The 26,554-nt window shown below is 43.7% G+C and carries 24 protein-coding genes; 13 read left to right on the top strand and 11 right to left on the bottom strand.

Features of this window, described 5'->3' with window-relative positions; all coding sequences use genetic code 11:
* Positions 1-99: 99 nt before the first annotated feature.
* From IMZ31_RS05785 to IMZ31_RS05775, 3 genes are all read left to right on the top strand, one after another.
* Positions 100-1,620 (top strand): glycine betaine uptake BCCT transporter, encoded by a 1,521-nt coding sequence (locus tag IMZ31_RS05785; protein WP_207529620.1) that lies wholly within the window; start codon positions 100-102, stop codon positions 1,618-1,620.
* 476 nt (positions 1,621-2,096) lie between these two features.
* Complete coding sequence (locus tag IMZ31_RS05780; protein ID WP_207529619.1) at positions 2,097-2,747, top strand: 5-bromo-4-chloroindolyl phosphate hydrolysis family protein; 651 nt, start codon at positions 2,097-2,099, stop codon at positions 2,745-2,747.
* On the top strand, positions 2,740-3,750 hold the full coding sequence (locus IMZ31_RS05775) for a toxic anion resistance protein (protein WP_207529618.1): 1,011 nt from the start codon (positions 2,740-2,742) through the stop codon (positions 3,748-3,750). The genes IMZ31_RS05780 and IMZ31_RS05775 overlap by 8 nt, the downstream gene beginning before the upstream one ends.
* Positions 3,751-3,948: 198 nt before the next feature.
* Here the strand turns inward: IMZ31_RS05775 and IMZ31_RS05770 are convergent, their stop codons facing one another.
* The 4 genes from IMZ31_RS05770 to IMZ31_RS05755 form a co-directional block, all read right to left on the bottom strand.
* Positions 3,949-5,217: an L-lactate MFS transporter gene (locus IMZ31_RS05770; protein ID WP_207529617.1), complete on the bottom strand. Its 1,269-nt coding sequence runs from the start codon at positions 5,215-5,217 to the stop codon at positions 3,949-3,951.
* Between the two features lie 367 nt (positions 5,218-5,584).
* Positions 5,585-8,107, bottom strand: a complete 2,523-nt coding sequence (locus tag IMZ31_RS05765) for a heavy metal translocating P-type ATPase (RefSeq protein WP_207529616.1) — start codon at positions 8,105-8,107, stop codon at positions 5,585-5,587.
* A gap of 34 nt (positions 8,108-8,141) precedes the next feature.
* Complete coding sequence (locus tag IMZ31_RS05760; protein WP_207530313.1) at positions 8,142-8,498, bottom strand: ArsR/SmtB family transcription factor; 357 nt, start codon at positions 8,496-8,498, stop codon at positions 8,142-8,144.
* A gap of 205 nt (positions 8,499-8,703) precedes the next feature.
* Entirely contained in the window at positions 8,704-10,242 is a 1,539-nt protein-coding gene (locus tag IMZ31_RS05755) for a flotillin family protein (RefSeq protein ID WP_207529615.1), read from the bottom strand.
* Positions 10,243-10,808: 566 nt separating this feature from the next.
* Between IMZ31_RS05755 and IMZ31_RS05750 the strand changes: the two genes are divergently transcribed.
* Positions 10,809-11,009, top strand: a complete 201-nt coding sequence (locus IMZ31_RS05750) for a helix-turn-helix transcriptional regulator (protein WP_207529614.1) — start codon at positions 10,809-10,811, stop codon at positions 11,007-11,009.
* 6 nt (positions 11,010-11,015) lie between these two features.
* A complete protein-coding gene (locus IMZ31_RS05745) occupies positions 11,016-11,441 on the top strand; it encodes a hypothetical protein (protein WP_207529613.1) in 426 nt (141 codons plus the stop codon).
* 65 nt (positions 11,442-11,506) lie between these two features.
* Here IMZ31_RS05745 and IMZ31_RS05740 read toward each other — a convergent pair whose 3' ends face one another.
* Both IMZ31_RS05740 and IMZ31_RS05735 read right to left on the bottom strand, forming a co-directional pair.
* Positions 11,507-13,192 (bottom strand): glycoside hydrolase family 13 protein, encoded by a 1,686-nt coding sequence (locus IMZ31_RS05740; protein WP_207529612.1) that lies wholly within the window; start codon positions 13,190-13,192, stop codon positions 11,507-11,509.
* A 55-nt stretch (positions 13,193-13,247) separates the two neighbouring features.
* Entirely contained in the window at positions 13,248-14,249 is a 1,002-nt protein-coding gene (locus IMZ31_RS05735; protein ID WP_207529611.1) for a LacI family DNA-binding transcriptional regulator, read from the bottom strand.
* 241 nt (positions 14,250-14,490) lie between these two features.
* On the opposite strand from IMZ31_RS05735, the gene IMZ31_RS05730 reads away from it, so the two are divergent.
* From IMZ31_RS05730 to IMZ31_RS05705, 6 genes are read left to right on the top strand one after another with little or no spacing between them, the layout of a single operon-like run.
* Positions 14,491-14,820 (top strand): HMA2 domain-containing protein, encoded by a 330-nt coding sequence (locus tag IMZ31_RS05730; RefSeq protein WP_207529610.1) that lies wholly within the window; start codon positions 14,491-14,493, stop codon positions 14,818-14,820.
* A complete protein-coding gene (locus IMZ31_RS05725; protein ID WP_207529609.1) occupies positions 14,817-15,347 on the top strand; it encodes an HMA2 domain-containing protein in 531 nt (176 codons plus the stop codon). Before IMZ31_RS05730 ends, IMZ31_RS05725 begins: the two co-directional genes overlap by 4 nt.
* On the top strand, positions 15,347-17,470 hold the full coding sequence (locus tag IMZ31_RS05720) for a heavy metal translocating P-type ATPase (protein ID WP_207530312.1): 2,124 nt from the start codon (positions 15,347-15,349) through the stop codon (positions 17,468-17,470). Before IMZ31_RS05725 ends, IMZ31_RS05720 begins: the two co-directional genes overlap by 1 nt.
* On the top strand, positions 17,419-17,994 hold the full coding sequence (locus IMZ31_RS05715) for an HMA2 domain-containing protein (protein WP_207529608.1): 576 nt from the start codon (positions 17,419-17,421) through the stop codon (positions 17,992-17,994). Before IMZ31_RS05720 ends, IMZ31_RS05715 begins: the two co-directional genes overlap by 52 nt.
* 29 nt (positions 17,995-18,023) lie before the next feature.
* Entirely contained in the window at positions 18,024-18,275 is a 252-nt protein-coding gene (locus tag IMZ31_RS05710) for a hypothetical protein (protein WP_207529607.1), read from the top strand.
* 18 nt (positions 18,276-18,293) lie between these two features.
* Entirely contained in the window at positions 18,294-18,500 is a 207-nt protein-coding gene (locus IMZ31_RS05705; RefSeq protein WP_207529606.1) for a DUF3986 family protein, read from the top strand.
* A gap of 131 nt (positions 18,501-18,631) precedes the next feature.
* Here IMZ31_RS05705 and IMZ31_RS05700 read toward each other — a convergent pair whose 3' ends face one another.
* A complete protein-coding gene (locus tag IMZ31_RS05700) occupies positions 18,632-20,767 on the bottom strand; it encodes a 5'-nucleotidase C-terminal domain-containing protein (RefSeq protein WP_207529605.1) in 2,136 nt (711 codons plus the stop codon).
* A gap of 289 nt (positions 20,768-21,056) precedes the next feature.
* Here IMZ31_RS05700 and IMZ31_RS24610 point away from each other — a divergent pair, with 289 nt between their 5' ends.
* Complete coding sequence (locus IMZ31_RS24610; RefSeq protein WP_256438022.1) at positions 21,057-21,185, top strand: hypothetical protein; 129 nt, start codon at positions 21,057-21,059, stop codon at positions 21,183-21,185.
* An 88-nt stretch (positions 21,186-21,273) separates the two neighbouring features.
* On the opposite strand, the gene IMZ31_RS05695 is transcribed toward IMZ31_RS24610, so the two are convergent.
* The 4 genes from IMZ31_RS05695 to IMZ31_RS05680 form a co-directional block, all read right to left on the bottom strand.
* Complete coding sequence (locus IMZ31_RS05695; protein WP_207529604.1) at positions 21,274-23,250, bottom strand: ATP-dependent helicase; 1,977 nt, start codon at positions 23,248-23,250, stop codon at positions 21,274-21,276.
* 194 nt (positions 23,251-23,444) lie between these two features.
* Positions 23,445-23,999 carry an NAD(P)H-dependent oxidoreductase gene (locus IMZ31_RS05690; RefSeq protein ID WP_207529603.1) on the bottom strand — a complete coding sequence of 185 codons (555 nt, stop codon included), beginning with the start codon at positions 23,997-23,999 and terminating at the stop codon, positions 23,445-23,447.
* A 21-nt stretch (positions 24,000-24,020) separates the two neighbouring features.
* Positions 24,021-25,082, bottom strand: coding sequence for a M42 family metallopeptidase (locus tag IMZ31_RS05685; protein ID WP_207529602.1), 1,062 nt, complete (start codon positions 25,080-25,082; stop codon positions 24,021-24,023).
* 234 nt (positions 25,083-25,316) lie between these two features.
* A complete protein-coding gene (locus tag IMZ31_RS05680; RefSeq protein WP_207529601.1) occupies positions 25,317-25,850 on the bottom strand; it encodes a hypothetical protein in 534 nt (177 codons plus the stop codon).
* Positions 25,851-26,284: 434 nt separating this feature from the next.
* Between IMZ31_RS05680 and IMZ31_RS05675 the strand changes: the two genes are divergently transcribed.
* On the top strand, positions 26,285-26,503 hold the full coding sequence (locus IMZ31_RS05675; RefSeq protein WP_207529600.1) for a hypothetical protein: 219 nt from the start codon (positions 26,285-26,287) through the stop codon (positions 26,501-26,503).
* Positions 26,504-26,554: the final 51 nt, after the last annotated feature.

The raw sequence follows: 26,554 nt of genomic DNA, 5'->3' as shown, positions 1-26,554 counted from the left end.
TCCTCAACCAACTTTTGTTTAGTCTGGAATCTTATGGGTATATGTTTATTAGACAAAGGCCGGCCTTACTAAATCATTCAAGTACGAAAGGAGAAACACATGAAGAAAGTCACATCAGTTTTTTGGATTACATTAGCCATTACACTCGCCGCATCTCTATGGGGTGTTTTAGCACCTAAAAATTTCGAAACAATATCAGGAAATGTCAAAACATATATTTCGATCCATTTCGGATGGTATTATTTATTACTTGTATCGATTTTCGTCCTCTTTTGCCTTTATATGATCATAAGTCCATTTGGCAAAATAAAGCTTGGAAAACCAGGGGACAAACCTGACTATAGCTATTCCACATGGTTTGCGATGTTATTTAGTGCAGGTATGGGAATAGGACTTGTATTCTACGGAGCTGCTTCTCCCGTTTCTCACTACATCTCCACACCGCCAACCGCTGAAGCAGGAACGAATGAAGCGATTCGCGATTCCATGAGAACGACCTTTTTCCATTACGGTGTTCATGCATGGGCCATTTATGCTGTTGTGGCACTAGTTCTCGCCTATTTTAAATTCAGGCACGGTAAACCAGGACTCATTAGCGCCACGCTTGAACCTCTCTTTGGCAAAAAGATGAAAGGTCCACTTGGCAAAACCATCGATGTAATCGCTGTATTCGCGACAATCGTCGGAGTCGCTACAACACTCGGGTTTGGTGCAGCTCAGATTAACGGTGGGTTTACGTACCTTCTTGGAATTGAAAAACAATATTGGATTCAACTTGTCATTATTGCTGTCGTCACTGTTTTGTTTATGCTGTCGGCCTATACTGGCTTGAGCAAAGGAATTAAATATTTAAGTAACGCCAATATGGGAATCGCTGGCGTATTATTTGTTGCCATGCTCATTATTGGACCTACTATGTATATCTTGAATTCGTTTGTCGATACGCTTGGGAACTATGTTCAAAAACTCCCGGACGAAAGCTTACGTATCTCACCAAACAACGAAGAAGAACGTCAGTGGATTATGGACTGGACGGTATTCTTCTGGGCATGGTGGATCGCCTGGGCACCATTTGTCGGGATTTTCATCGCTCGTGTGTCAAAAGGACGCACCATCCGTGAATTCCTATCTGGCGTTCTTCTCGTCCCATCACTAGTCAGTTTCCTATGGATGACAACGTTTGGAATATCAGGCATTCAAGCACAAAAAGACGGTGCCAAAATCGCCGAGCTTCCAGACGAACAAGCCCTTTTCGGGGTATTTGATCAATTCCCATTCGCTGTCGTGCTATCCGTACTCGCTATGATGCTCATCGCAACATTCTTTATCACATCAGCCGACTCAGCCACATTCGTACTCGGCATGCAAACAACAAACGGGTCCCTAAACCCACCCAAAACCGTAAAATTCGCATGGGGCGTTTCCCAATCCACCATCGCAGCTGTCCTCTTATACACCGGAGGACTAACCGCCTTACAAAACGCCCTCATCACAGCAGCTTTACCATTCTCATTCATCATGATTCTAATGGTCTTCTCCCTCTACAAGGCCTTACAACAAGACAAAAAAGAACTCGATCAACAAAAATACAAATCAACATCAAGCAGTTACTCGGCTTAACGAACTAAGGGCACCTAATTGAGGTGCCCTTAGTTTTGCCATGAGAAGGTAATTGTTTCCTTAGCGATAGGCTAGTGGTCCTATGTGATAGAGAAGAAAAGCTCATTGTTCATTTATTTTTTAGAACACACTTAGGTTTCACGCCACTTGATTGAGAAATGTGCACTCGTGTTTTGGCCGATTCGAGCCGTTATCCACTATAACGCCGGGGGTGGCTGGGGAACGGGGAGACTCCTGTGGGAGAAAGAGGTCGACGAGACCCCGCAGGGCATGCCTTTTGCCCAAGGAGGCTCGACAGCTCGCCCACGGGAAGCAAGTCGTTCCCCAGCCACCCCTAGCACCTTCCAAGGTAACGACGTGGTTCCACATCAATCAAATCGAGAAAATTCATCAACTTTTGAAACCTACCCCTCTGAAAATACGTAAAGATGTCATATAATAGAAGATACAAGGAACTTCTTGAAGGAGTCGATAACATGAAGTCTGTATTAATGAAATTCCTCTATGGCGTTTTAGCATTCCACGTGATGGTGATCTCCTGGTTCATCCTTTTTCTCGGAGATCTGGGATTCACTTCATCAAGCTTGTTGTCTACCGTTTTCGCAATAGGGACCTACTTTGCCCTTCAGTACTTGGGCGATCGTAAGAAATTAGCAACCAACCAACTGACGCGGAAAGATTACCAATACATTATGAAGAATATAAAAGAAGCAACGGAAAAGAAAAAACGGCTAAACAAAGCATTATTTAGCGTACGTTCTGTTCATGCGTTAAAAGAAATCGGACAACTTAACCGTTCCGTCTCGCGTGTTCTTAAAGTAGTCAAGAAAGAACCAGCTCGTTTTTATGAAGCAGACCATTTCTTCTTCTACCAGCTCGATTCGGTCGTTCAATTAACGGAAAAGTACACCTTCCTGGCCTCACACTCGTTAAAGGATGAAGAATCAAGTAAAGCGTTACATGAAACTGAAGACCTCATCCGTAAGTTAACGTTTGCAGTAGAGAAAGAGCTAGCCTCTATTCTTTCTAATGACTTCGAAGACTTGAGCGCTGAGCGAGAAATTGCTGAACATTCGATCCACTTACAAGGATCTGTTAAACCAGAGAAGGTCAAGCAACATGACTAATTATTCACTTCAACACGTTAGTGAAACGTTCAAAGAGTTGACAGGACACCAACAACAGAGAGCGATTGAGCTAGCGCGGGAAATGAATCTGGGTAAGGGAACGATTGATTTTGGACAAGACGTACAAGAACAAATTCGTACCTTTTCCCATACCATCCTTGGGCAAGTAAAAGACAGCAATATGTCTTCAGCAGGAACGATCATGAATGAACTGCTTGAGAACCTTGAACACATTGACCCGGACGAGCTTTCGCATAAGAGGAAAGGCTTTTTCTCCAAATGGTTCCGTAAAGGCGATACGGTTCATGCCACTTTATCTAAGTATCAAAAAATCGGCGCGCAAATGGAAAAAACAACTGTCCGATTACGACGCTCTCGGGAAAGCTTGCTACATGATAACGAGGTTCTTGAGCAACTTTATCAACAAAACGAGATGTACTATGAGGATCTATGCACCCTCATTGCTGCGGGCGAAATGAAGAAAGCCGAATGGCTCGAGGAAACACTCCCTAGCTTAAGAGCTGAATTAGAACAGACCGCAAATGACCTGACACCTCAGAAAATTCAGGATCTTGATGACGTTACAGAACAGCTGGACCAGCGTTTATATGACCTGCAAATGAGTCAGCAGATCGCCATGCAAACAGCACCACAGATTCGTATGATTCAAAAAGCGAATCAAACACTAGCTGAGAGTATCGAATCATCCATATTAACAACACTGCCGATCTGGAAACACCAGATCGCCATCGCCCTCTCTCAATATAAACAAAAAGAGGCCGGGCAATCACAACACACGTTAAATCGGAGAACAGATGAACTGTTTAAACGAACGGCTTATTTGTACCAAACTGGAACACAATCAGATCCCGCTTTAAACCAAACCTTACAAGAAACCCAGCAGGACTTTGTTGATCAAATTCGAAAAACAATCCAGCTTCAGCTTACAGAAACCGAACAACGTCAGGTCGCCGAACAGACACTTTCTTCATTGTCTGAATAGAAAAAGCCTGATCACTCGGTGGGATTAACGGGTTCGGTTTGGAGAACAAACAATAAAGATAACACTAGAAATAGAGGTCCAATTCATAGAATTGGATCTCTTGTTTTGCTTGATAGCAATTCTACTCCTAAGAAAAAAGTTGAACCCCGTCGGTGAGACGGGATCCAACTTTACAATGCAAATCCTTTGGTTTCCTAATTAATAATTAACGGCTTCTTCTTGTTGCTGTTTTAGATCCTTCTCAGTCTTTTTAATGTCTAACTTCATAAGAATGGAGACGACAAGTGCTAAGAATATTAAAGCAAGAAAAACGTAAAATACAGCAGTGTAACTATCGGTCCTAGCCCGAATTTGCGAAACCATCATAGGTCCAAATACGCCACCTAGAGACCATGTTGTCAACAAGTACCCATGAATGGCACCGAGTTGTTTCGTTCCAAACAAATCACCAATAAATGCAGGGAGATTCGAAAATCCTCCACCGTAACAAGTAACAACGAGTAAAATGAGAAACTGGAATAAGAAGATGTTTGTTGTAATGGGAAGCATGAAGAAAGCAACACTTTGTATTAAGAAGAAGATCATAAAAACATTAGGGCGGCCAATATAGTCTGAAGCTGTTGCCCAGCCAAGACGACCTCCACCATTAAATACCCCCATAATTCCAACCATCGTGGCAGCAGCACCGGCTGATAACCCTACAACTTCTTGGGCCATCGGTGAAGCAACTGAAATCATCATAATCCCTGCGGTCGTATTAATAAGCATCATTGTCCATAGCAGCCAAAAACGCTTTGTTTTAACCGCTTCTTTAGAAGTCAATTGTTGTAAATCCTTTTTATAAACTTTATTCCCAGAGGCCATATTTCGTTTCATAGAAGCTGGCATCCAGCCCTCTGGAGGCGGGGCTATGTAAGCAGCACCTAATGTAATAAAAATAAAGTAAGCTGCCCCTAATACGTAAAATGTATTAGATATTCCAATTGCAGTCATTAAGTTGGCTGCAACAGGCGCTGTAATGAGAGCTCCTGTTCCAAAACCAAGTACCGCTAATCCAGTTGCTAAACCTCTTCTGTCAGGGAACCATTTCACAAGAGTTGATACGGGTGAAATATAGCCAATACCAAGTCCAAGTCCACTTGCTAACCCGTAGGACAATAGGAAAAATGGAAGTGAATCAATCGCGATCGCAACCCCTGAACCGGCTTGTCCTAATCCAAACAAAACACCAGCCAGAATTGCTGATTTTCTTGGGCCATTTTTTTCAACAAACTTCCCGAACAACGCTGCAGATGACCCGGCCAGTGCCATCATAATGGTAAATGCGATCGTTACTTGAGTTGGGGTCCAGCCCATTTGTTCACTTACGGGGGTGGTATATACGCTATATGCGTAGGCACCTCCGATGGAAAGGTGGATGGAAATAGCTGATAAAGCAATTAACCATCTGTTTTTCATTGCTTGCATATTTTGTACCTCCTTCACTCTTTTGTAAGCGGATACATAAAAGAATACAACGAGCGGCGCAAAAAATCAAACTATTCTAAATTATTAGATATTAATGCAGGGTCCATACTTCTTCAACAGTCCTGCCGTGTTAGTTCAAGTATATTATGCCACAAAGCCCACAAAGATTTTACCATTAAACCCCAAACTCCTCTATTGAAATCATACTAATGGATTCATCAAAAAAACACACAGATAACAAATATCTGTGTGTTTTCGGGTGCGAATTTGGTTGCGATTGTCCTGTTATTTTTAGTGTAAATACGACCGTAAATTTGCTTTTTGTACTCCGAAACCGTTACAAAAGGATCGGGCTTTTTTCATTCATTTATTTTTGCCTCATCAACCTCATACTGTTCAAAATAACAATGAGTGCAGCTCCCGTGTCACTAAGAACGGCCATCCATAACGTCAGGAAGCCTGGGAAAATCAGTAGAAGGGCTGCAAACTTCGTAATAAGGGAGAACCAAACGTTCTGCTTAATAATTGATAAGGCTTTTCGGCTTAGGCGAATGGTGTGTGGCAATTTTTCAAGATTATCTGCCATAAGCACAATATCAGCCGTTTCCATAGCGGAATCTGTACCGGCACCGCCCATGGCAATACCAAGGTCAGACGTTGCAAGGGCTGGAGCATCGTTGATTCCGTCTCCGATCATAGCTACTTGTTTTCCTTCTGCTTGTAACTTCTGAATGGCTGTTACTTTATCCTCTGGTAACAGTTCAGCGAAATAGCGGTCAATCCCTGTTTCACCAGCGATACGCTTTGCTGTTCCTTCATTATCTCCAGTCAGCATAACCACTTCTTCGACCCCAACTCGCTTAAGCGATTGGATGGACTGGACAGTAATATCTCGTATCGTATCAGCTACGGCTATGATGCCTAGAATTTCGTGGCGTGTCCCTACTACAACAAGTGTATTCCCTTCTTGCTGCAGAGCGTCAAGTTCACCTTCCATGTCTCCAAATGAAACGCTCCATTCTTCGAATAACTTTGGTTTACCAGCAAAATAGTCTACACCATCAATGGTCGCTTGTGCCCCTTTTCCAGCAATGGATTTAAAGGCTTCCCCTTTTTTCGCGACAATTTGACGTTCTTTTGCATACGACGTGATCGCTTGAGCAATCGGGTGTGTGGAGTATTCTTCAATGGTCGTTGCAATCGCAACAAGTTCTTCTCTACTCCCCTTTGCCACTTTAACTTCGGCTACTTTCGGCTTCCCTTCTGTTAGGGTGCCTGTTTTATCAAAAGCCATCGCCTTAATAGCGCCAGCTTTCTCTAAGAAGGTTCCGCCTTTAATAAGGACCCCGTTCTTCGCAGCGTTCCCTATTGCTGAAACAATCGCAACAGGCGTCGAGATCACCAGCGCACAAGGACAAGCTACTACTAAGAGGGCAAGGCCTTTATAAAGCCATTCGCCCCAAGATCCCAAACCAACAAGTGGAGGCAGAATCATAACCGCAATCGCTAAACTAAATACAATCGGTGTATAAATACTAGCAAACTTATCAAAAAAGGCTTGCGTCGGCGCTCTCTTTTCCTGAGCTTCTTCCACCAGATGAATGATTTTCGCAATCGCTGTATCTTTGACTAACTTCGTCACTTTCACTTCAAGTGACCCGCTTTCATTGACGGTACCAGCAAAAACCGGGTCCCCTGTTGTTTTGTCAACGGGAAGTGATTCCCCTGTAATCGGAGCTTGGTTGAGACTGGATTCCCCTGCTTCTATATCACCATCAAGAGGTACCTTCTCACCTGGTTTCACGACAATCACGTCACCTATTTGAACGTGTTCGACAGCTTTTTGAACAAGCTGTCCTCCCTCTTTTACCGTTGCTTCAGACGGTGCCAGATTCATTAAACTCCGAATCGATTCTCGAGTCCGTTCAATGGAACGATTTTGAAGGGTATTTCCAAGAGCGAACAACCAAACAACCATGGCTCCTTCAAACCATTCTCCAATAATCGCTGCCCCTATTGCCGCAGACGCCATGAGAACGTTCATATCAAGAGAACCGCTCTTAATCGCATAAAAGGCACTTCTGGCTGGCTTCCACCCACCAATGAGAATAGCCAAAGCGTAAAAGGCCGTTACCCAAAAAGAAGGTAGTGCTATAAAGGATCCAACAAACCCAAAGGCTAACAGAGTACCTGAGAGGGCAGTAGCCGAGAAGGAGAATAAACCTTTTTCCTTTGGTTCAGATGAGTCTGACGATTGTAGCGCTGCGTCAAACCCCGCCCGCTGGACTTCTTTTACAATTTCTTTTGACGTTGTAGAATGGCCGACATTCATTTTCCCTGTCGAGAAGTTCACGTGAATCTCTGTCACATTCTTATTCTTACTAAGGTGTTTTTCAATCGTTTTGGCACAGGAACTGCAATCCATTCCTTCTATTTTATAAGTTTCCAGATGTGTATGTTGGCTTACAGGTTCAGCTTCAAAACCAAGCTTTCGAACTTGCTTTGGAATCTGTTCATACATTTCATTACGCTCAGCTCCAACCGCAAGCTTTCCTGTACTATAGCTAACTTTTGCGAAATGGATGCCTTCTGTTTTCTGCAAGCTTTTCTCAATTGTGGCTGCACAAGATGGGCAATCCATTCCTTTGATGTTGTACTCTTCTATATGTTCATTTGTCGTTGAAAAAGAAGCTGAAGACGCTGCTTCAACTGTAGCTGCTTGTTCTGTTGAACAACAAGTGGATGCAGGTTCCTCCTGCTTCGCACTAGAACAGCAAGGATCTTCTAGTTCAGTTTCTACTGCATTCGTTGAGCAACAAGAAGTCTCTTCGTCCAATTCTGTTTGGCTCAAACAGCATGTGTCTTGTTGTTGCTTCTTCTTTTCCTCCATTTTGAAAGTCCTCCTCTCTTGAAAGCAAGTATATTTATTTTTCGTTCGCGTGGATTAAGGCAATCGATACAAGCTGGTGTACGTGATCATCCGCTAAGGAGTAAAAGACGAGTTTTCCTTCCTTACGAGTTTTAGCCAGGTTCATGTCACGAAGCATCCTCAAATGGTGAGAGGCCGTTGCGGTAGTGGAACCGATAATATTGGCCACATCACACACGCAAAGTTCCTTCTCAAGCGTTAACGCATAAGCTATTTTCATACGCGTTTTGTCAGATAAAGCTTTAAAAAGCTGTTCAACACCTGATGCTTTCTCAATCTGGGGTTGGACACGCTGCACGAGTTCTTCATCGTAACAAAATGTGTCACAGGTATCTGTTTTGTTTGATTTCATTACTTTTTCACTCAAGTGGAAGACACCTCATTCTAATGATTGTTTGAATATGTACTTACAGTCTATGATTCAATTATGAAAACGTCAACACATTTCAATCAAATGGATGTTTGAATGAGAAGCAGAAACGAATCATTTGCTAGGATCACTCGCTTCTGCGACATAAAAAAATTGCCTTGCACGAATGCAAGGCAATTCAATCTTGTTATTTCGTTTCTTGATCTTCCTCTTCGCTCGTTAAATCTGGTTCTGCTTGTGCTTCTACGGAAGTGTGATCTTCTTTGTCTTCATACGAAGGTGCTTCTTCTGATTCCTTCGTAGCCGATGCTTCTTGCTTATGCTGATCTGGGTTCAGGTCAAAGTTGTTCACGTTCCCACGAGATACATAGCTTTCAAGCATCGCTTTTAAATCCATTCCTGTTGTTTCTTTCAGAGATTCCTGGATTCCAAGCATCGTTGACGTTACGCTGTTCGCGACGCGAGAGGAACCGCCTTGGGAATTTGAGCCACCCATGTCGATCACTTTCATGTCTTTAATTTGAGAAAGAGGTGCTGACACTTTCTCTGCGTATTCAGGCAGAACAGAGATAAGCATTTCCATAATCGCTGCTTCGCCGTAGTATTCCATTGCTTTTGCCATGCGTTCTTTCGACTCGGCTTCTGCAATACCGCGCTGGCGAATAACTTCTGCTTCCGATTCACCTTTAATGCGCTCTTGGTCTGCTTCTGCTTGTGCGCGTTTTGTTAACTCATAGGCCTCAGCATCCGCAATCGAGCGACGGCGTTTGTTCTCTTCTTCTTCAAGCTCAACGGCACGCTGTTTCTCGATATACTGAACTTTCAGCTCTTCTTCCTTCACCTGTTGCGCGAGCTTCTGCTTCTCAAGCTCTCCTGCTTGGTCAGCATTCGCACGAGCACGGTTCGTATCTTTTTGGAACTCAGCCTCGCGAATATCTTTCTCTTTTGTTGACTCCGCAACGGCCGTTAGACGACGGTTTTCTTCGTCTTGTGCTTCCTGGTCGTTCTTCGCCTGGTAGATGCGCGTTTCCTTTCGAGCATCCGATTCTGCCATATCCGCATTCTTCTGAACTTCTGCAATATGTGGACGACCTAGAGCATCGATGTAGCCATTCTCTTCATCCACGTCTTCTACATCATTTAGTGCAAAAGAAGTGATTTCAAAACCCATGCCCTTAAGGTCAGCTTCTGCTATGTTTTTCACCTGTGTATTAACTTCTTTAAAGTCATTATAGATCTTCTCAATTGGAAGAGAGGCAATGATGGAACGAAGGTGACCGTTTAATACGTCCTTTAACTCCGATTCACGTTCGTTTTGCTTCTTACCAAGGAATTTCTCCGCAAAGTTCGCCATAATCTCAAGCTCACTTCCGATACTGATAACGGCTGTACTTTGCACACGAACCGGAATACCTTCCTTTGTATAGGCCTTATCAGAATTAACCTGTAGCTGGAATGAAGTCAAATCAATCGGTGTCGCTGTTTGGAACATACGAAGGCGATAACCGCCACCTCGAATGATCTTAACAGAACGCCCATTGTCATCCTCAAATACGTTCTTCTCTTGCTCCGGATCTCCAAGCTTTGGTCCGGTCACAATCAGTGCTTCATTGGAACTAGCTGTTTTGTAACGAACGCGGAAAATAATAAACGTAACGATTCCGCCGATTAACAACAGCGCTCCTAAAATGCCTAGAATAATAAAAATTACTGCTCCTTGTAACATCAAAGTCCTCCCTATTTTTTACTTTTCCTACATTAGTGTAGCAATCCTTTCCAACTCAGTCGACCGGTCATTTGGAAAAATTGTATGTTTCTTAGTAGTATTTACCGAAAAAGGGTGGGCTTTGGTTTCAGGTTTTTTCAAATTTATTAAAATTTTGCTTCAGCAAGCTGATACACGTTATCAGAATAGGGCGTTGCCACAAGAGTGCGAGGGGTTGCTGGGGGACAACTCGCTTTCCTGCGGGGAGCTGGGGAGCCTCCTCAATCGCTACGCGCTTTCCGGGGTCTCCCCTAGGCTCCTTACCCCGCGGGAGTCTCGCAGTCCCCCAGCAACCCCTTGCGTTAAATAGGTTAACGTCCCTATAGCATCGTCCCACCTTAACCTGATTTAAATCTCACGTAAACGTTTCTCACCCTAACGCTATGCAGTATCATCTTGAACCAAGCTAATCAAAAAATAAGTTAACTTCAAGTAATTTACTGGAAATTAATAAAACAGTAGTGTAATATATAAATTGAATAATGTAAGATATACATTACATGACTCACAAGGAGTGAGATGTTAAGTTGAAAAACAATGTAAAGGTCGCTCGTGTGCAGGTTGATTTAACGCAAGCGCAGTTAGCTGAGCAGGTGGGTGTCACACGGCAAACGATTAGTTTAATTGAAAAAGGTAAGTACAATCCTTCGTTAAAGCTATGCCTCGAGATTTGCTATGCAGTTCATAAGACATTGGATGATTTATTTTGGGTTGAAAGGGAGGAGTGATTGGTCATGAAGAAGATTAAAGATGAACGGTTAGTGTTGAAGAATTTGAAGAATATCCGTACGGCTTATGTGATCCAAACGCTTGGAATCATTGGAATACTAGGGTATGACGTTATTCAAGGTGGATTAGACCAAATGAGGTCAAATCCATTGTGGAGTGTTTTCATGATTACTACTGTTATTTCAGCCTATTTGTCCATGAGCATTAGCGTCGACGAATACCCAAGCAAAAAATCGCCCAGAAAAGGATTTTTAATCTCCTTAATTGTCGTAACTTTAATATCAGTAGCAGTGGGGATCGCCATCTCTCTTAGCACAGGCATAGGAACAGGAATTTTGATAGGTGGTGTCATATTCTTGTGTAGCGTTCTCCCTTGCGCTTATTTTTTCTACTTACGGAAACAGCGTCAAGATGAGGAGCTTGATGGGTGAGCACTCAAAGTTCCGCTATAAAAAAAGCGTCGGAAGCTCAAACAAACTTCCAACGCTTTTACTCTTTATTTTACTGTAAACACAATCGCTTCATACGGCTCTAGTTCTACTTCCTTAAGGTCCTCAGCATCAACAACAACCCCTTCTCGGTTCGTTAAGAACACAGAACCGCGCTTACCAGAAAAGTCATCAAGCTGTGCGGTTTGCTTTTCACCTGTGAAGTTACACAATACCAGCAGCTGATCAGATTCAAGCGTACGCGTAAAGGCATAGATGGCTTCGCTTTCTTCTAGAAGGAGATCGTAACGTCCATACACCACAACGTCGTTCGATTTGCGTAATTCGATCAGTTTTTTATAAAAATGGAAGACAGAATCCGGGTCGTTCACCGCTTCTTCTGCGTTAATCTCCGTATAGTTTGGGTTCACCGCAAGCCATGGGGTCCCGTCTGTAAATCCACCGTTCTTATCAGAATTCCACTGGAACGGTGTACGCGCGTTATCGCGCCCTCTGTGGTGAATGCGCTCAAGAACAGAACCAGGATCTTCACCGAAATCATTCACTCGCTCTTCGTACATATTTAAAGACTCAAGATCTTCGTAGTCTTCAATCCGGTCAAAGGCAACGTTGGTCATGCCGATCTCTTCGCCCTGATAAATGTAAGGCGTCCCTTTCATCATATGAAGGCACGTTGCGAGCATTTTAGCAGATTTTTTTCGGTACTCGGCGTCATTACCGAAGCGAGAAACAACGCGTGGCTGGTCATGGTTGTTCCAATACAGACTGTTCCATCCTTTTTCCTCAAGGGCATATTGCCATTTTGAAAGAATAGATTTCAATTCTGTTAGTTTCCAAGGATTAAGCGTCCATTTCCCAAGCTCTCCGCCGCCAATATCCATATGTTCAAAATGAAAGACCATGTTCAATTCGTCACGGTCGTCCGCTGTGTAAAGTTTTCCCTCATCAGGCGTCGCGCCAGGCATTTCACCAACCGTCATCACATCATACTTTGATAGTACTTCCTGATTCATTTCGTGAAGGAACTCATGAATACGCGGACCATTCATGAAGTACTTTCCTCCATCACCGTACTGCTTACCAGGATGAACTTCACCGTCTGGGAAACGTGGGTCTTTTGAGATAAAGTTAATAACGTCCATTCGGAAACCATCAATTCCTTTATCGAGCCACCACTTCATCATATCGTACACATCTTTACGAACGTCTTCGTTCTCCCAGTTTAAGTCTGGCTGTTTTTTAGAGAAAATGTGCAGGAAGTATTCTCCTGTCGTTTCGTCATACTCCCAAGTCGAACCACTAAACGCTGACTCCCAGTTCGTTGGAGGCTGGTCGCCTTTTCCTTCTTTCCAAATATAATAATCGCGCTTTGGATTGTCTTTTGAAGACTTCGACTCGACAAACCAAGCATGTTCATCTGATGTATGATTGACAACAAGGTCCATCACAATTTTGATCCCGCGGTTATGAGCTTCCTCAAGTAACGTATCGAAATCTTCCATCGTTCCGAACTCGTCCATAATGGCTTGATAATCACGAATGTCATAGCCATTGTCATCATTTGGTGAGTCATATACAGGAGATAACCAAATGACATCAATACCTAGTTCTTTAAGGTAATCAAGCTTTTCAATAATGCCCGGGATGTCCCCAATCCCGTCTCCGTTACTGTCATTGAAACTCCTCGGATAGATTTGATAGACGACACTTTCTTTCCACCATTGTTTAGCCATACTAGATTTCCTCCCTTTTATAACGTAAACGTTTACGTTCACTTCTAAAAAATTTTCACCTGCGTTTTACCGAATCACGAACAACCAACTCATGAGGCAAAATCGCCGATTCTGCATCTTCCCCGTTTATTAAATCGACCATCATTTGAACAGCCCGGCTCCCCATACGCTGAAATGGCTGAGCAATCGTTGTGAGCGGTGGCACTGACATTTCAGCCAGAAGTAAATTGTCATAACCAATGATCGATACATCGTCAGGGATATGAATGGACTTGTTGTAAGCTGCTGAAATCGCGCCTATAGCCAGTTCATCACTTGCTGCGAAAATAGCAGTCAGTTCAGAATGACGATTCATTAAAGATGTGAATCCACTCTTCCCATCTTTATATTGAAAGCTTTCACATGGCTCGATAAGGCTATCATCAAGCGATAGTCCTGCTTCGCGCATGGCTAACCTGTACCCTTCTATACGTGGCCAACCGGCAATTAGATCGTCCGGATCTCCTGCCATCATGCCGATGTTCGTGTGACCCTCTTCAATCAAATGCCTTGTAGCCGCATAAGCAGCATGACGATCATCGACCTTCACATAGGGAAGGGGATGGTGATAGGACTCGGTGGAAACGAGCACTACAGGGATGTCCATACGAGAGAATATCTCGTAGTATTCATCTGTAACTGCTTCACTAACAAAGATGAGCCCATCCACTCGCTTCTCCTGTAAAACTTGCAAGTACTTGATCGTCTTTTCCCGGTTTTCGGCTGTATTACACACAATCACACTATTCCCATGTTCATGCGCTTTTGCTTCAATACCATGTAAAATCTCAGCTGATAATAACCCTGATACACTAGGGAATAGAACACCAATTGTACTTGTCTTTCGGTTCACAAGACCTCTCGCGATTGCGTTTGGCTGGTATCCGAGCTCTTCAATCGTCTTAAGCACCTTTTGCTTCGTTTTCTCCGAGTATCCTGGTTGATTATTGAGGACTCTTGAAACTGTCGCAATGGATACATTAGCTAACCTTGCTACATCCTGAATAGTAGGATTCATTCCATCACCCGCTTTTACGTAAGCGTTTTCGTAAATCTATCTCTACTATACATTCAGCTCTAATATGCGTCAACCAATCCTCTTATGAATGGGCGCAACAATTGTGCACAGAAATCTAGTAAATCTATCTTAAAAACTCTAATTTTGTTGTAAAATATAGTAAATTTTATCCTTGTAATACCGCCTCTAATTCTTTAATATAATATTAAAGTTATCTAAAGATTCAGCAAAGGAGTCTATTATGATTTCAAAAGTGAAACAAATGTTCTTCCTTAGAAAAATTGAAAAAATGCTATCGAACTATCAAATTCATGTTAAACATTACATACCAGGACGCGTACGCCTAGCTTCTCCTTATTGGGAAGGTAACTCGAAAATTGTGAATCGCCTCCTCCCCGCCCTTGAAGCAGAAGTCCGGATTCGTTCTGTTCGTCACACACCAGAAACCGGAACATTACTTGTCGAATACGATGCTTCTTCCGATGTTAACGAAAGCCAAATCGAGCAGTGGTTTGAAAAAGTACAGCAAATTCACAACGAAGTGATTACTGAGGAAGTGAGTCAGGCATGATGCAAACGTTAATAGGACTCGGGGCTTCATTTGCAATTCCGGGACTCATGAAACGACTTAAAGATCAGAATGTGCAGGTCATACACGCCATGCCAGGGCGTGTTCGCCTTCAAAGCAATCACTGGAAAGCAGAACCGATCGCGGAAGCATTAGAAGAGCAATTCTCTTGGGTACCCATTGTTCAGAGAGTTGAAGCATCAGGCGTGACGGGTAGCCTCTTACTAGAATTCAACACGCCTCATTTAACTAGTGAGCAATTTGATGAACTACTTCAACTTGCAGTAGACACATCCATTCAAACATACCCAGAAGTGGAAGCTTCAATGAAGACTTCTATGAAGAAAGGTCTATCTTCACTAGATTCTATGATTAAGAAGAAAACAGGAGCTAAAACAGACCTCGATTCCTTACTGGTAGCGGGGCTCCTCTTTAAAGGAGCAACAGGTTTTGCCGCAAATCCAGCATTCGCAAGCAGCCTGCTCTATTGGGCTTACACTATCTTAAAGGAGGACGGTGGACCATCGTGATGAAACATAGGCTATTGCATCACATGCCAGGGCGAACACGGATCAAACTACACACCGACCTCTCCCCTGCTTTAATTGAAGCGACGTACCGATCGATCCCCGGGGTTTGTTCAGCACAATTCACGCATGAGACAAAGACCATTTTAATCCATCACAGTCCGTCCATCCGAGCGCACAACCTCTTATGTATTTTAAAACCGATGCCCATCAAAAATCCCAGCCCGATCAAGACGCATAAACAAGAGCTCCTCTTTACATTGGGAGCCTTCATGATCGATCTTATCTTCCCTGCAAAAGGGTTGCTTGGTTGGAAACAACTCGTTCGACCTGGTGCCGTTGCAAGTATTGCCGCTTCACGTTCCATTATTTCAAATGGAACAACAGGACTCGTTCAACACAGGCGTCCTAATGCCGATACACTTAGCACCACAGCAATCTTTGCTTCTCTACTAAAAGGAAGCCCGAGATCTGCGTTGGTGGTTTTATTTATGTCTACACTTAGCGAAATGATTACGGAGTTCACCGCTCATCAAACGAGAAATTACGTTAGAGATATGATGAACGTTGATGTTCCCTACGTATGGAAAGTAAGTGGAGATTCAGAAAAGAAAGTGAGCATTGAGCATGTGAATGAAGGCGATCACATTGCTGTTTTTGAAGGAGAGAAGATCTCTGCAGATGGAACAGTGACAAAAGGAATCGCCACAGTAGATGAATCCTCCATTACAGGAGAATATATTCCTCGTGATGTTGTTACCGGTGAAACCGTTTATGCCGGGACTATTATTAAAAGCGGAAATATACGTCTTGAGGTTGAGAAAGTTGGCGATGACACGACTGTGAGCCGCATTGTCCAGATGATTGAAGATGCCCAGCAACAAAAAGCACCGATTCAATCCTATGCGGATGAGCTTTCAGAAAAGCTGGTTCCTCTTTCCTTCGGGTTGGCAGGTCTAATCTATCTGACCACCGGAAACTGGAACAGAGTTCTGAATATGCTCGTCATTGATTTCGTTTGCGGCATCAAGCTCTCTACAGCTACTGCCATTTCTGCCTCCATTGGGAAAGCAGCCAGGCGCGGTGCTCTTATCAAAGGTGGAGAGTATTTAGAGAACCTCTCTAAAATTGATACGATCATCTTAGATAAGACTGGAACCATTACAGAAGGAAAGCCCGTTGTAAAGAACATCATCCCTTATAACGGGTACACGGAAGTAGACATCTTGCAGTATGTCGCCTCCGCTGAGGAACATTCCTCTCACCCAATTGCTGAAGCTATTATGGCAGAGGCAAGAGAGAGACACCTTCGTATACCTGACCACGACCATGACCACATTGAACAAATTGTTGGGCACGGAGTTAAAGCTCTAATAGAAGGCAAAACCATTTTAGTTGGCAACAAGAAGTTGTTGATTCAGGAAAAGGTCTCCACGAATAGTCTAACCTTTCTAAATAAGAGAGCCAAATCTGCGAATACCGTTTATGTTGCGATTGATGGTGATTTGGCTGGTGTAATTGTGCTCGATGATCAAATCCGACCAGGAATGAAGCGAACGCTTCATCAAGTTAGAAGAAGTGGCATTGATGAAGTCATCATGCTCACCGGAGACAAGAATGAAGTAGCTAAAGGGGTTGCCGATTCTCTTCGAATTGATGACTATTATGCAGAAGTTCTACCTCATGAGAAAGCAGAGTTCGTAAAGCACTATAAAGCTATGGGCTATAACGTCATGATGGTTGGAGATGGCATTAACGATGCTCCTGCCCTTACTTACGCTGATATCGGAGCTACAATGGGTGGTAAACGAACAGACATAGCGGTAGAAGCAAGTGATCTCGTATTGACATCAGACCATCCTTTACTATTAGCGGATGTTTTAGACCTCTCAAAGCGAGCGATGCATACGATTAAACAAAACTTCACCATGACCATTGTTGTAAACAGTGCTGCCATCTTGCTTGGTGCATTTGGCTTAATAGCTCCAATCGTGGGTGCCGCTATTCATAATGCAGCAACCATTGGCGTAGTTATGAACAGTACGAAATTACTATTCCAGGAGGAGAGAGGTCAATGGAAAGAACCTTTACCATCATCCACGACATACCTGGTCGACTCCGCCTAAATATCCCAGCACTTTATGACAAGCAGGATTATACTCAGATTCGGGATATGTTTTCGTCGATTAAAGGAATTATCAGTGTACGGATTGAACCTCGTATTCAATCCATGATTCTTCAATACAATGACGAGTTAATCAATAAGAAGGTATTGTTGCGGTTTGTTAGTTTGTTTTTTAAACAAACCCGGTTCGATCCTCTTGATAACTTAATGGTCAATATGAAGCCATCTCTTCGCAAGGATGTGTTGCGATCGATGGTTACAGGGTTTCTGCTACTTCTTGCTTACACTCGTAAAAGAAGCAGTGTGCCTGGCCTTCTAGACTATGCAGTAGTCATCTCAACGGCTTATACCGTTTTATCACATGGCGAGCACAAATTCCGCCATCCGGATGTTCTTACGGGAATTGTAAGTATGCTGTCGCTTGGCGTTGGCAACATTTTGCACGTCGCTACAGTAACATGGGCGGTAAACGTTATCGAGATTTTAAATGAAGCTTATAGAAGCAAACATGCTTTTATTATATAAAAAATTAGTTTTACAGGAGGATGATTCGTATGATGAATAAAGATTTCTTAATGGGATTTGTATCCGGTACAGTGGTAGGAGCAGTTGGGTATCGTTTATATGAACAAAACCAAGGTCAGCTGTCTCAGCTTATCCAAAACCCTGGTATGATGAACGCACAGCAACCATCAGCCAACACGTTTCAACAAGTGCAAAGCCAAGACATCTCAGTTGAAGATTTAATCTCTCAAAAAGAACGTTTAGAAGATATGATTGCAGAGAAAAAAGTACACAGCAATTAGTAATCTGAGGTGAAACCATTGGAAGATAACAAGATTTACATCGGGTACTATAAGAACCAATTGAATCTTGAAGCTGTAGGATTATGGAATAAGTCAGGATGGCGCGTCTTCCTTTCAGAAGATGACCAGCCCAAAAAGGATCATTATTTGTTTACTGCCACATCCATTGATGAAGCTTATGATTACTTTTATGAATGGGTGGACCAGTATTTAGTCGGTGCCTGACTAAAAGCCTTCTAACTCCTTTAATAGGGAGTAGAAGGTTTTTTTGTTTGATTTGTTTTAGAAGACTCAAAAGGCCCCTCCTTCGCGGAGGGGCCTTTTTTTAGACAGTGCACCTGTCCCTACTATGCATCTTACTGGCCGGCTTTGTCTGTGATGCGGCCTTCTGTTTCTGGTGAAATAGTGTCACCTAGGGACTGCAGGTAGTCTACGAAGATTTCGTAGTCCATGAATCCTGGCTCACTTACGCGGTTTTCTTCATATGCTTTTTCAAATGTCTTGTAGCCGTCGCCACCTTGGATCGTGAACAGGTTACTTGCGACTTTATACTCTGTGTCGGCTTCAAGTGGAGCGAAACCGTCTTCTGTTTCAACATGAACGTCTACAATACGCTCACCAGCAGGCTTGCTGCTGTCGTATTCGAACTTCATGCCTGCGACAGAAAGGAACGCACCTGATTTCTCAGGAGCCATAGAGACACTGTGCTCAAGAGCTTCTTCCACTTCAGCACCTGTCAGCGTCATAATTCCAAGTGCGTTACCAAACGGCATAACCGTCAGTACTTCACCAAGCGTAATTGGACCTTCGTCGATGGAAGCACGAATTCCTCCGCCGTTTGTTACAGCGATTTGTGTATCTGGGTTTACGCTTTGCGCTTTTGCAAGCATACCGTCAGCGATTAAGTTACCAAGATTTGTTTCCTCTGTACGGACACTTGCGCGCTCACCGTTTAACACAACGTCTGTAGATACGCCGATTTCTTCATTTTTAATTTCATTCACTTGTTTGGTGTAAGGCTTTAGTTTATTTGCGAACCATGCATTTTCTTCTAGGCCTTCAAGTTCAATCAGTTCACCAGCAAAGTTTTTCACAACGCCATTCTCATCAAATTCAACTTCAAGCGTTCCGAGGTTGTCGCTGTATTCTCCTGTTTGAACAAGAACAGTCGGCTCGTCTTTGTCTAGCATCATCGGCTTCAGCTCTGTGTGGGAGTGACCGCCAACGATGATGTCGATGCCGTCAACCTCTTCAGCAAGGGCTACGTCGTTATCGTAGTCGATGTTATCGTTGTAGCCAAGGTGAGTAAGAGCTACAACTTTGTTTACGCCTTGTTCTTCAAAGGACTGCACCATTTTCTCAGCTTTTGCAATGTAATCTTCGAAGGCTATGTCGACTGGACTTGAGATATCTGGCGTTTCTACTGTTGTTAAACCGAAGATCCCAACCTTCTCTCCGTCAACTTCAGTTACGATTCCGCCGTAGATTTCACCGTCTTCTGGAGTAGATGAGACTTCGTCGCCATTATTCATGTCGTCAAACAATGGATCTTTCGAGAAATCTACGTTTGCTGCCACAAATGGGAACTCTGCATTTTTTACAAAATCAGCTAGAGCCTTGTGACCGTTCTCGCTCTTACCGAGGTCGAATTCATGGTTACCAAATGTCATCGCATCATAGTCGAGCAAGTTCATAAATTCAAGGTCAGCCTGTCCAAGGAACTCTTGGAAGTAAAGCGTTCCTGAGAAAACGTCACCTGCGTCAAGAAGTAGAGCTTCAGGGTTGTCTTCACGATACATATCAATGGCTGTTTTCTTCTTGGCGATGTTTTCGATGTGACCGTGGGTGTCGTTCGTGTGCATAATAGGCAGTTCAAACTTGCCGTCCTGCTCGTCCATCACGTCAAATGCTCGTTTTAGGAAAATAGCGTAGTCTCCGCGCTTAGCCATTTGGTCTGTACCGAAAGCTTCTTCTGAAACTCCTTCTGTCACACCGTTTGCCAATAGAGCTTCAACTGCATCTTTATAGCGATCATTTACATCGTTAAAAGGAAGTTGGTGTACCCCTTTTAAGCCAAACCCTTCCTCAATCCAAATGGCAAGTTCGCCGCGGGTGATTTCATCATGAGAACCGAACATTGTTTCAGATTTACCATTTGTGATGCCTGCTGCTTTTAATGCACTAACGGCATCCTTGGCTCGATCTGGTACATCTGTAAAACCGGATGGTTCAACGTCTTCTGTATCAAGCTTCAAAACATTCGCAAGTAAAACCGCTGCATCGACACGTTTGATGGCCATATGCGTTCCGAATTCAGTATCAGAATACCCATTCGTCGCCTCCATCTCGAGCAAGAAGTTCACAGCATCCGTATAACGATCGGATACATCACTGAAATCTTTAGCATCTGCAGAAACTGGAGCCGCCATCGCAGCCGCTACAGCCGTAGTCGCAGCTAAAGACGCGACCATTGTTTTGTGAGTTTTCCCCATGTAACTCTACCTCTCTCATGTTATGTATTTGGCCTTTCAAATCATCATTTCCAAAATTGAAAAGACCATCCAAAACTAGTATATCAAATCGCTTTCACTAGAATCTATGAAATTTACAGAATTATAACAAATTTTACGGAATCGTATACTTTTTGTCTGACACCTTTTAGTTCTGCACAGCACTGATAGGTGTCTGGCACGCTTTAGTTTGATGAAGGATTTTAGGCTGTATGATTGAAGTATAAGTGCAGTGGCTCGACTCATACTAATGGTAAAGGAGTTGATCCTAATGGATTTTGATTACGCTAATCTGCCAAAGGAAAAGCTACAAGAACTGAAGAAACTTGAAGAAGAACTAGATGTCGTGCTTATCGCTTTTGATTCCAAATACTTAGACCAATCTGAAATAAACGAGTAATATACAAAACGTGCCAGACACCCACCTTTGCTTTAATGTAGCAAAGGGTGTCTGGCACGCTTTTGTTCTTTACTGTAGTACAGTCCTTTTATTCCATCCAGTTAATAAGGCTGGCATCGAATTCGGATAGGAAGCGAGATGGTGTCGTTTCGACTTCCACTTTCTCACCGTCTTCGTTCTTTTCTTGTTTTTTCGCTGGATAGGAAAGATACAAATGGTCTTTAGCTCGGGTAAAGGCCACGTAACAAATGCGGCGCTCTTCTTCGATTGCGAATGGACTCGCTGCATACGGAGAAGGAAATCCTTCTTCCTTCATACCCACGACGAATACAACCGGGAACTCGAGTCCTTTTGAAGCATGAACCGTTAATAGCTGCACACGGTCAAAGTCCTCGTCTTCCGTTAATGTTGCATCGACGTCGGTACGCTTCACCCGCTCAATAAAGTCATCTAGCGTAAGAGCCTCTTCGCTTGCTTCAAACTCTCCAGCTAATTCAACTAACTTATCAAGATGGATCCGCTTCTCACGTCGCTGCCCTTCTTCAAGCCCTTCAAGCATCTCGTCATAACCACTCAGTTGAAGACAAGCTTTAAGCCACTTCGCAACGCCAACTTTTGAAACTCCGTCCTGAAGTCTCGCAGCAAGCTTGCCAAAATCACGAGCACGCTCTAATGACTTCCCTTTTACGCCAGGTAAATCTCCATCTACAAGGAGCGAAATAAAATCAACATCCTCTGTCTTCGCCTCTACGATTCGATCAACAGATGCCTTCCCAATTCCCCTTTTCGGAGTATTGATAATCCTCCTTAACGAATACGTGTCGTGAGGGTCGGTGACAAACGAGGCGTAAGCAAGAAGATCTTTTACCTCTTCTCGCTCGAAGAAGCTCCCTTCCTTCACAACGGTAAATGGAATCTCCTCTTCAGGCAGAACCACTTCAAAGAGACTCCCGTCAGAATGGCTGCGATAGAAAATCGCGATGTCCTGATAGCTATATCCTTCTTCATTCACAAGACGTTTAATCTCACCTGACACCCATTTCGCCTCATCTTGAACAGTCTCACCACGATACCCCGTGAGCCGCTCCCCTTCTTCCTGGCCAGTGAATAGGGTCTTCTCCTTCTGGTCCTGGTTATGGGCGATAAGCTGATTGGCCGCTTCTAATATGACAGGCGTCGAGCGGTAATTCTCCTCAAGTCTTACCGTAAAGGCATCAGGATAGTGCTTGTCAAAGTCTAAAATGTTCCGCATGTCACTTCCGCGGAACGCATAGATCGACTGAAAATCATCCCCAACGATCGCTAAATTGCGCGTATGTTCAGATAGCAACTGAGCTAATACATACTGGGCACGGTTCGTATCCTGAAACTCATCGATCATAAAGTACTGAAAACGCCCTTGTAGCTCAGCCAATAAATCCTCACTCTCCGTTAAGAACCAGACGCTTTTTAACAAAATATCATCAAGATCCATCTGGCCATATTCATCTAAAATGTATTGATACGTATGATACACTTTTCGGAACAGATCAAAACGCCCTCTTGTACCGATTTGGTCCCGGATCATACGCTTCACACGACTGCTGTCGATATACTCATCTAACGTCTCCCCATCGTATAAATACGAAGGCAAAACAAGCTCGCTTTTAAACAAAGAAATAAGAGAAAGAAGCTTAGCCGGGCGCGCAAAGTCTTCATCCTCTTCGTCAACGTGCATCCCTTCGACGATCTTCTTTAACACCTGTCGTGATCCAGCAGGGTGAAGGGTCACAAGCGTAGGGTCAGCCTCCCCTGTAATATGGAGCCCAAGACGGTGGAATGTGGATATCCACGCATGACCTGCCGCTTCTTCTCCTACACGCTTTGCCACTTGTTGTTGCAGTCCGCGCACAGCTTTATTCGTAAACGTTAACATCATAATCGAACGTGGATCTACTCCTGTATCGATCATACGCTTCGTTCGATGAGATAAAACGGTCGTCTTTCCACTACCTGCTCCTGCAATAATGAGCATCGGTCCCTGTAAATGCGCCGCTGCTTCTTCCTGTTTGTCGTTTAATCTCATATCCGTTCTCCTTTTACGTAGGGTATTGCTTCTATTGTAAAGGTAGGAAGAGAAGGTGTCTACTTACCTGAGGCACGATGGACCTTTTATCTTTTATTTTCTCCAAAATTCTAGGGCAATAGTTGCGTATTCGATCGTGATCGTTGAAAAAAAAGCCTAACAAGGTGTTACTCCTTCTTAGGCTTAGAAAAAACTTATGACAAAACATGTTTCCTTAGATGGTCTGCCAAATCTTTTCGATACTGCTCAATGTCTGGATGCTTTTTTACATCAAAACAAGAGAAGGTGTCCACCCTCGTCATCCCCGCATACTTATGACTTAAATGGAGATGAAACAAGATGTCATCCACACCTTTCCCTTCGAAAAATTGGTCTTCGTTGTGGAAAGCTTGACGTGGTGCGTTCCATGTTGTTGAGAACATGTAGCGCTTCCCACCTAATAAACCTCCTCCAATTCCATACTCTTTTGTGCCACCGGTAAAGTACACGCCGTGCTCATGTGTAACATCAATATACTTCTTAAAGAGCGCAGGAACGCTGTAATTATAAATGGGCGTTTGATAAATGATAAGATCAGCCCAGAATACTTTATTCTGCTCTTCCTCTTTATCAAAACCATTTTTAAGGATGCTAGTTTTCACCGAAAAGTCAGGCTGAAAGAAATCGGTTAACGCTTCAAACATCGTATCATTCAAACGTCCCTTGGAATGTTCGTAATACTCATGCCCGTTAATAATGAGAACGTTCATCTTCTCCCTCCTCTCATGTTGTTAAAATGCAAACGCCGACTCTTCATCATTCCCTTTCACAAAAGCCAGTAACAGCTGCTCTACAGCCTTCAAATCTTCCATATCTAGTACTTCCACCGGCGCATGGGAATACCGAGAAGGAATAGAGAGAACGCCAGTCGGAACGCCTTTATTCGCAAGCGCCATGGCTCCTCCATCTGTTCCGATGCCTGTGAAGAGTTCTGGCTGGTAAGGAATGCTCTCTTTCTCTGCTATCTGTATAAAATGATCTTTAACAGTTGGATGAGCGATTAAACTCATATCGAGAATCTTAACGCCTGCTCCCTTCCCAAGCTGAAGCGTGTCATCGAGCAAGGCCTCTGGCGTGTCACTCGTCACTGTCGCATCAAGGGCGATTGCAACGTCACATTCAATGGGCGCCATACCAACTTGAGCTCCCCGAAGTCCAACCTCCTCCTGAACGGTAAAGAGAGCGACAACTTCCCCGGCAAAATCACGATCCTCAAGCGCCTCAACCAGTTTCATTATCACAGCACAGCCTGCCCGGTCATCAAGTGACTTTCCAACAAACCGACCTGTCTCTTCATCCCCTAAATACTCAAGTTCTGACGCCCACGTCACCGTACTGCCCACATCAATTCCAAGCTTTGCAACTTCCTCTTTCGAACGAGCACCAACATCAATATACAGTTCATGATGCTTACGCACGCGTCCTGCATCATCAAACTTTTGATAGTGCGCAGGGATTGTCCCAATAACTCCCCGCTTTAACCCATAACGACCTTTGACTCGTACTTTCTGAGCAAGTAAGATCCGGTCATCATGCCCGCCAAGCTTCTCAAACCTTAGAAGACCATTCGGTTCGATCTTCTTCACAATAAAACCAACCTCGTCCATATGAGCCGTCACTAAAACGGTAGGGCCTGGCTTACTCCCCTTCACACGAGCCGTCACATTACCAATGCCGTCCACTGTCACCTCATCAAGCACAGACCTCATCTTCTCTTGTATGTAATACGAAACCTCCTGCTCATACCCACTAGGCCCATGAAGTTCCGTTAACGTCTTCAACAACTTCTCCATACTCTCACCCCTTCACAAATGAATTCGAAAAAAGTATAAACTTTCTGACTACTCACCGCAACACAAACGCCCCACCTCATCACTGCACAGCACTGAAGGGTGTCAGACACCCTGCTTTTCTGCACAGTACTAAAGCGTGCCTGGCACCCTTCTCCCCTGCACAGCATTAAAGCACCGTTTCTCCTGAAAGTAAAAAACTCGTTATGACAAGTGTCATAACGAGTAGGGGAATTCTTACATATTGGCACTGTTGTTGTCATTTGTCTTACCCAGCAGGATGAAGATGAGAACGAGAGACACGACGTACATATATACATTCCAGTCGTCATCCGCGAATTCAAACGCATCTACAAACAATTCAAACGCAAACGCCAGAGCTAGTATGATCACACTGTATGCTAAGCCGATCCATCTCGCAAAATATAAAACTAGCAGTACACCGATAATGAGAGCCGTAAAGGCATTCCACGGTTCTTCTATTTTAATTAGTGTCCCACCAAGTGCCTGGTCTGTATAATAAGTAATAACGATCATCACAATCGGTAACAGTCTAACCGCATAGTAACGAGCAGATTTACCTGCCTCACTTCCCGATGCTTTACGCCCTGCCCATGCAAAGAAAATCGCAGCTAGCGGGTATCCAATACATTCATAGATTGAAAGTTTGATCGTTCCATCAAGCGCCGCGGATACAAACAATATACCAATTACGCCCATAAATACGTTTACAAATTTGGTAAACCAATCTCCCTCATTTGTTAATGCCATAAGCATGTTCCTCCTCAATATAGAACCAGCCATTCCTTTGAAATCCATCAGACTCCCCTTATAAGAGAGTCTCATCCTTTCATTAGAGAGCCAGTCAACCGATACAACCTTATCTATTAAAGTCTGATTGTTAAGGTGTATAACCATCTTTACATAACGATTCTATTAAACAAGGTACATACAAATTATAAAGAGGAAGATCTTGTATGACAAGATCCATTTTTCACCGCTAAATAGTCAGACAACAGGGAAAGCCTTTTCACACTAGCATTAATATCAACCGACCTAAAACACATGTATACTAGGAGACAAAAAACTCCGATTCTAATGTTAGAATCGAAGCTTTCTGTGTGAATGGTAGATTTAATACCTAGTGTTAGAACGTAGAGCACTTTCTTAAGCGTTCAAACTATAGTGGCGGGATACCTGGGGAAGTGGACGGACCACTGACTAGAATGACTGGACAACGCACCAAAGTGGCCGGACCACTATCCAGAGTGACAGGACAACGCGCTAAAGTGGCTGGACTGCTACCCAGAGTGACGGGACAACGCACCAAAGTGGCCGGACCTCTACCCAGAGTGACTGGACAACGCGCTAAAGTGGCTGGACCGCTAGCTAGAGTGACTGGACAACGCGTTGAAGTGGCTTGACCGCCCCCCAGACCGGCGGGACACCACCTAAAAGCGGCCAGACAACCAACG

The organism is Pontibacillus sp. ALD_SL1, from assembly GCF_017355605.1.
Note: the sequence above shows the minus strand (reverse complement) of the source record. Positions and strands in the feature narration are given on the sequence as shown.

Coding starts and splice junctions, on each gene's coding strand:
- IMZ31_RS05785 (WP_207529620.1), top strand. CDS start 100: ATGAAGAAAGTCACATCAGTTTTTTGGATTACATTAGCCATTACACTC.
- IMZ31_RS05780 (WP_207529619.1), top strand. CDS start 2,097: ATGAAGTCTGTATTAATGAAATTCCTCTATGGCGTTTTAGCATTCCAC.
- IMZ31_RS05775 (WP_207529618.1), top strand. CDS start 2,740: ATGACTAATTATTCACTTCAACACGTTAGTGAAACGTTCAAAGAGTTG.
- IMZ31_RS05770 (WP_207529617.1), bottom strand. CDS start 5,217: ATGCAAGCAATGAAAAACAGATGGTTAATTGCTTTATCAGCTATTTCC.
- IMZ31_RS05765 (WP_207529616.1), bottom strand. CDS start 8,107: ATGGAGGAAAAGAAGAAGCAACAACAAGACACATGCTGTTTGAGCCAA.
- IMZ31_RS05760 (WP_207530313.1), bottom strand. CDS start 8,498: ATGAAATCAAACAAAACAGATACCTGTGACACATTTTGTTACGATGAA.
- IMZ31_RS05755 (WP_207529615.1), bottom strand. CDS start 10,242: ATGTTACAAGGAGCAGTAATTTTTATTATTCTAGGCATTTTAGGAGCG.
- IMZ31_RS05745 (WP_207529613.1), top strand. CDS start 11,016: ATGAAGAAGATTAAAGATGAACGGTTAGTGTTGAAGAATTTGAAGAAT.
- IMZ31_RS05740 (WP_207529612.1), bottom strand. CDS start 13,192: ATGGCTAAACAATGGTGGAAAGAAAGTGTCGTCTATCAAATCTATCCG.
- IMZ31_RS05735 (WP_207529611.1), bottom strand. CDS start 14,249: ATGAATCCTACTATTCAGGATGTAGCAAGGTTAGCTAATGTATCCATT.
- IMZ31_RS05730 (WP_207529610.1), top strand. CDS start 14,491: ATGATTTCAAAAGTGAAACAAATGTTCTTCCTTAGAAAAATTGAAAAA.
- IMZ31_RS05725 (WP_207529609.1), top strand. CDS start 14,817: ATGATGCAAACGTTAATAGGACTCGGGGCTTCATTTGCAATTCCGGGA.
- IMZ31_RS05720 (WP_207530312.1), top strand. CDS start 15,347: ATGAAACATAGGCTATTGCATCACATGCCAGGGCGAACACGGATCAAA.
- IMZ31_RS05715 (WP_207529608.1), top strand. CDS start 17,419: ATGGAAAGAACCTTTACCATCATCCACGACATACCTGGTCGACTCCGC.
- IMZ31_RS05710 (WP_207529607.1), top strand. CDS start 18,024: ATGATGAATAAAGATTTCTTAATGGGATTTGTATCCGGTACAGTGGTA.
- IMZ31_RS05700 (WP_207529605.1), bottom strand. CDS start 20,767: ATGGGGAAAACTCACAAAACAATGGTCGCGTCTTTAGCTGCGACTACG.
- IMZ31_RS24610 (WP_256438022.1), top strand. CDS start 21,057: ATGGATTTTGATTACGCTAATCTGCCAAAGGAAAAGCTACAAGAACTG.
- IMZ31_RS05695 (WP_207529604.1), bottom strand. CDS start 23,250: ATGAGATTAAACGACAAACAGGAAGAAGCAGCGGCGCATTTACAGGGA.
- IMZ31_RS05690 (WP_207529603.1), bottom strand. CDS start 23,999: ATGAACGTTCTCATTATTAACGGGCATGAGTATTACGAACATTCCAAG.
- IMZ31_RS05685 (WP_207529602.1), bottom strand. CDS start 25,082: ATGGAGAAGTTGTTGAAGACGTTAACGGAACTTCATGGGCCTAGTGGG.
- IMZ31_RS05680 (WP_207529601.1), bottom strand. CDS start 25,850: ATGGCATTAACAAATGAGGGAGATTGGTTTACCAAATTTGTAAACGTA.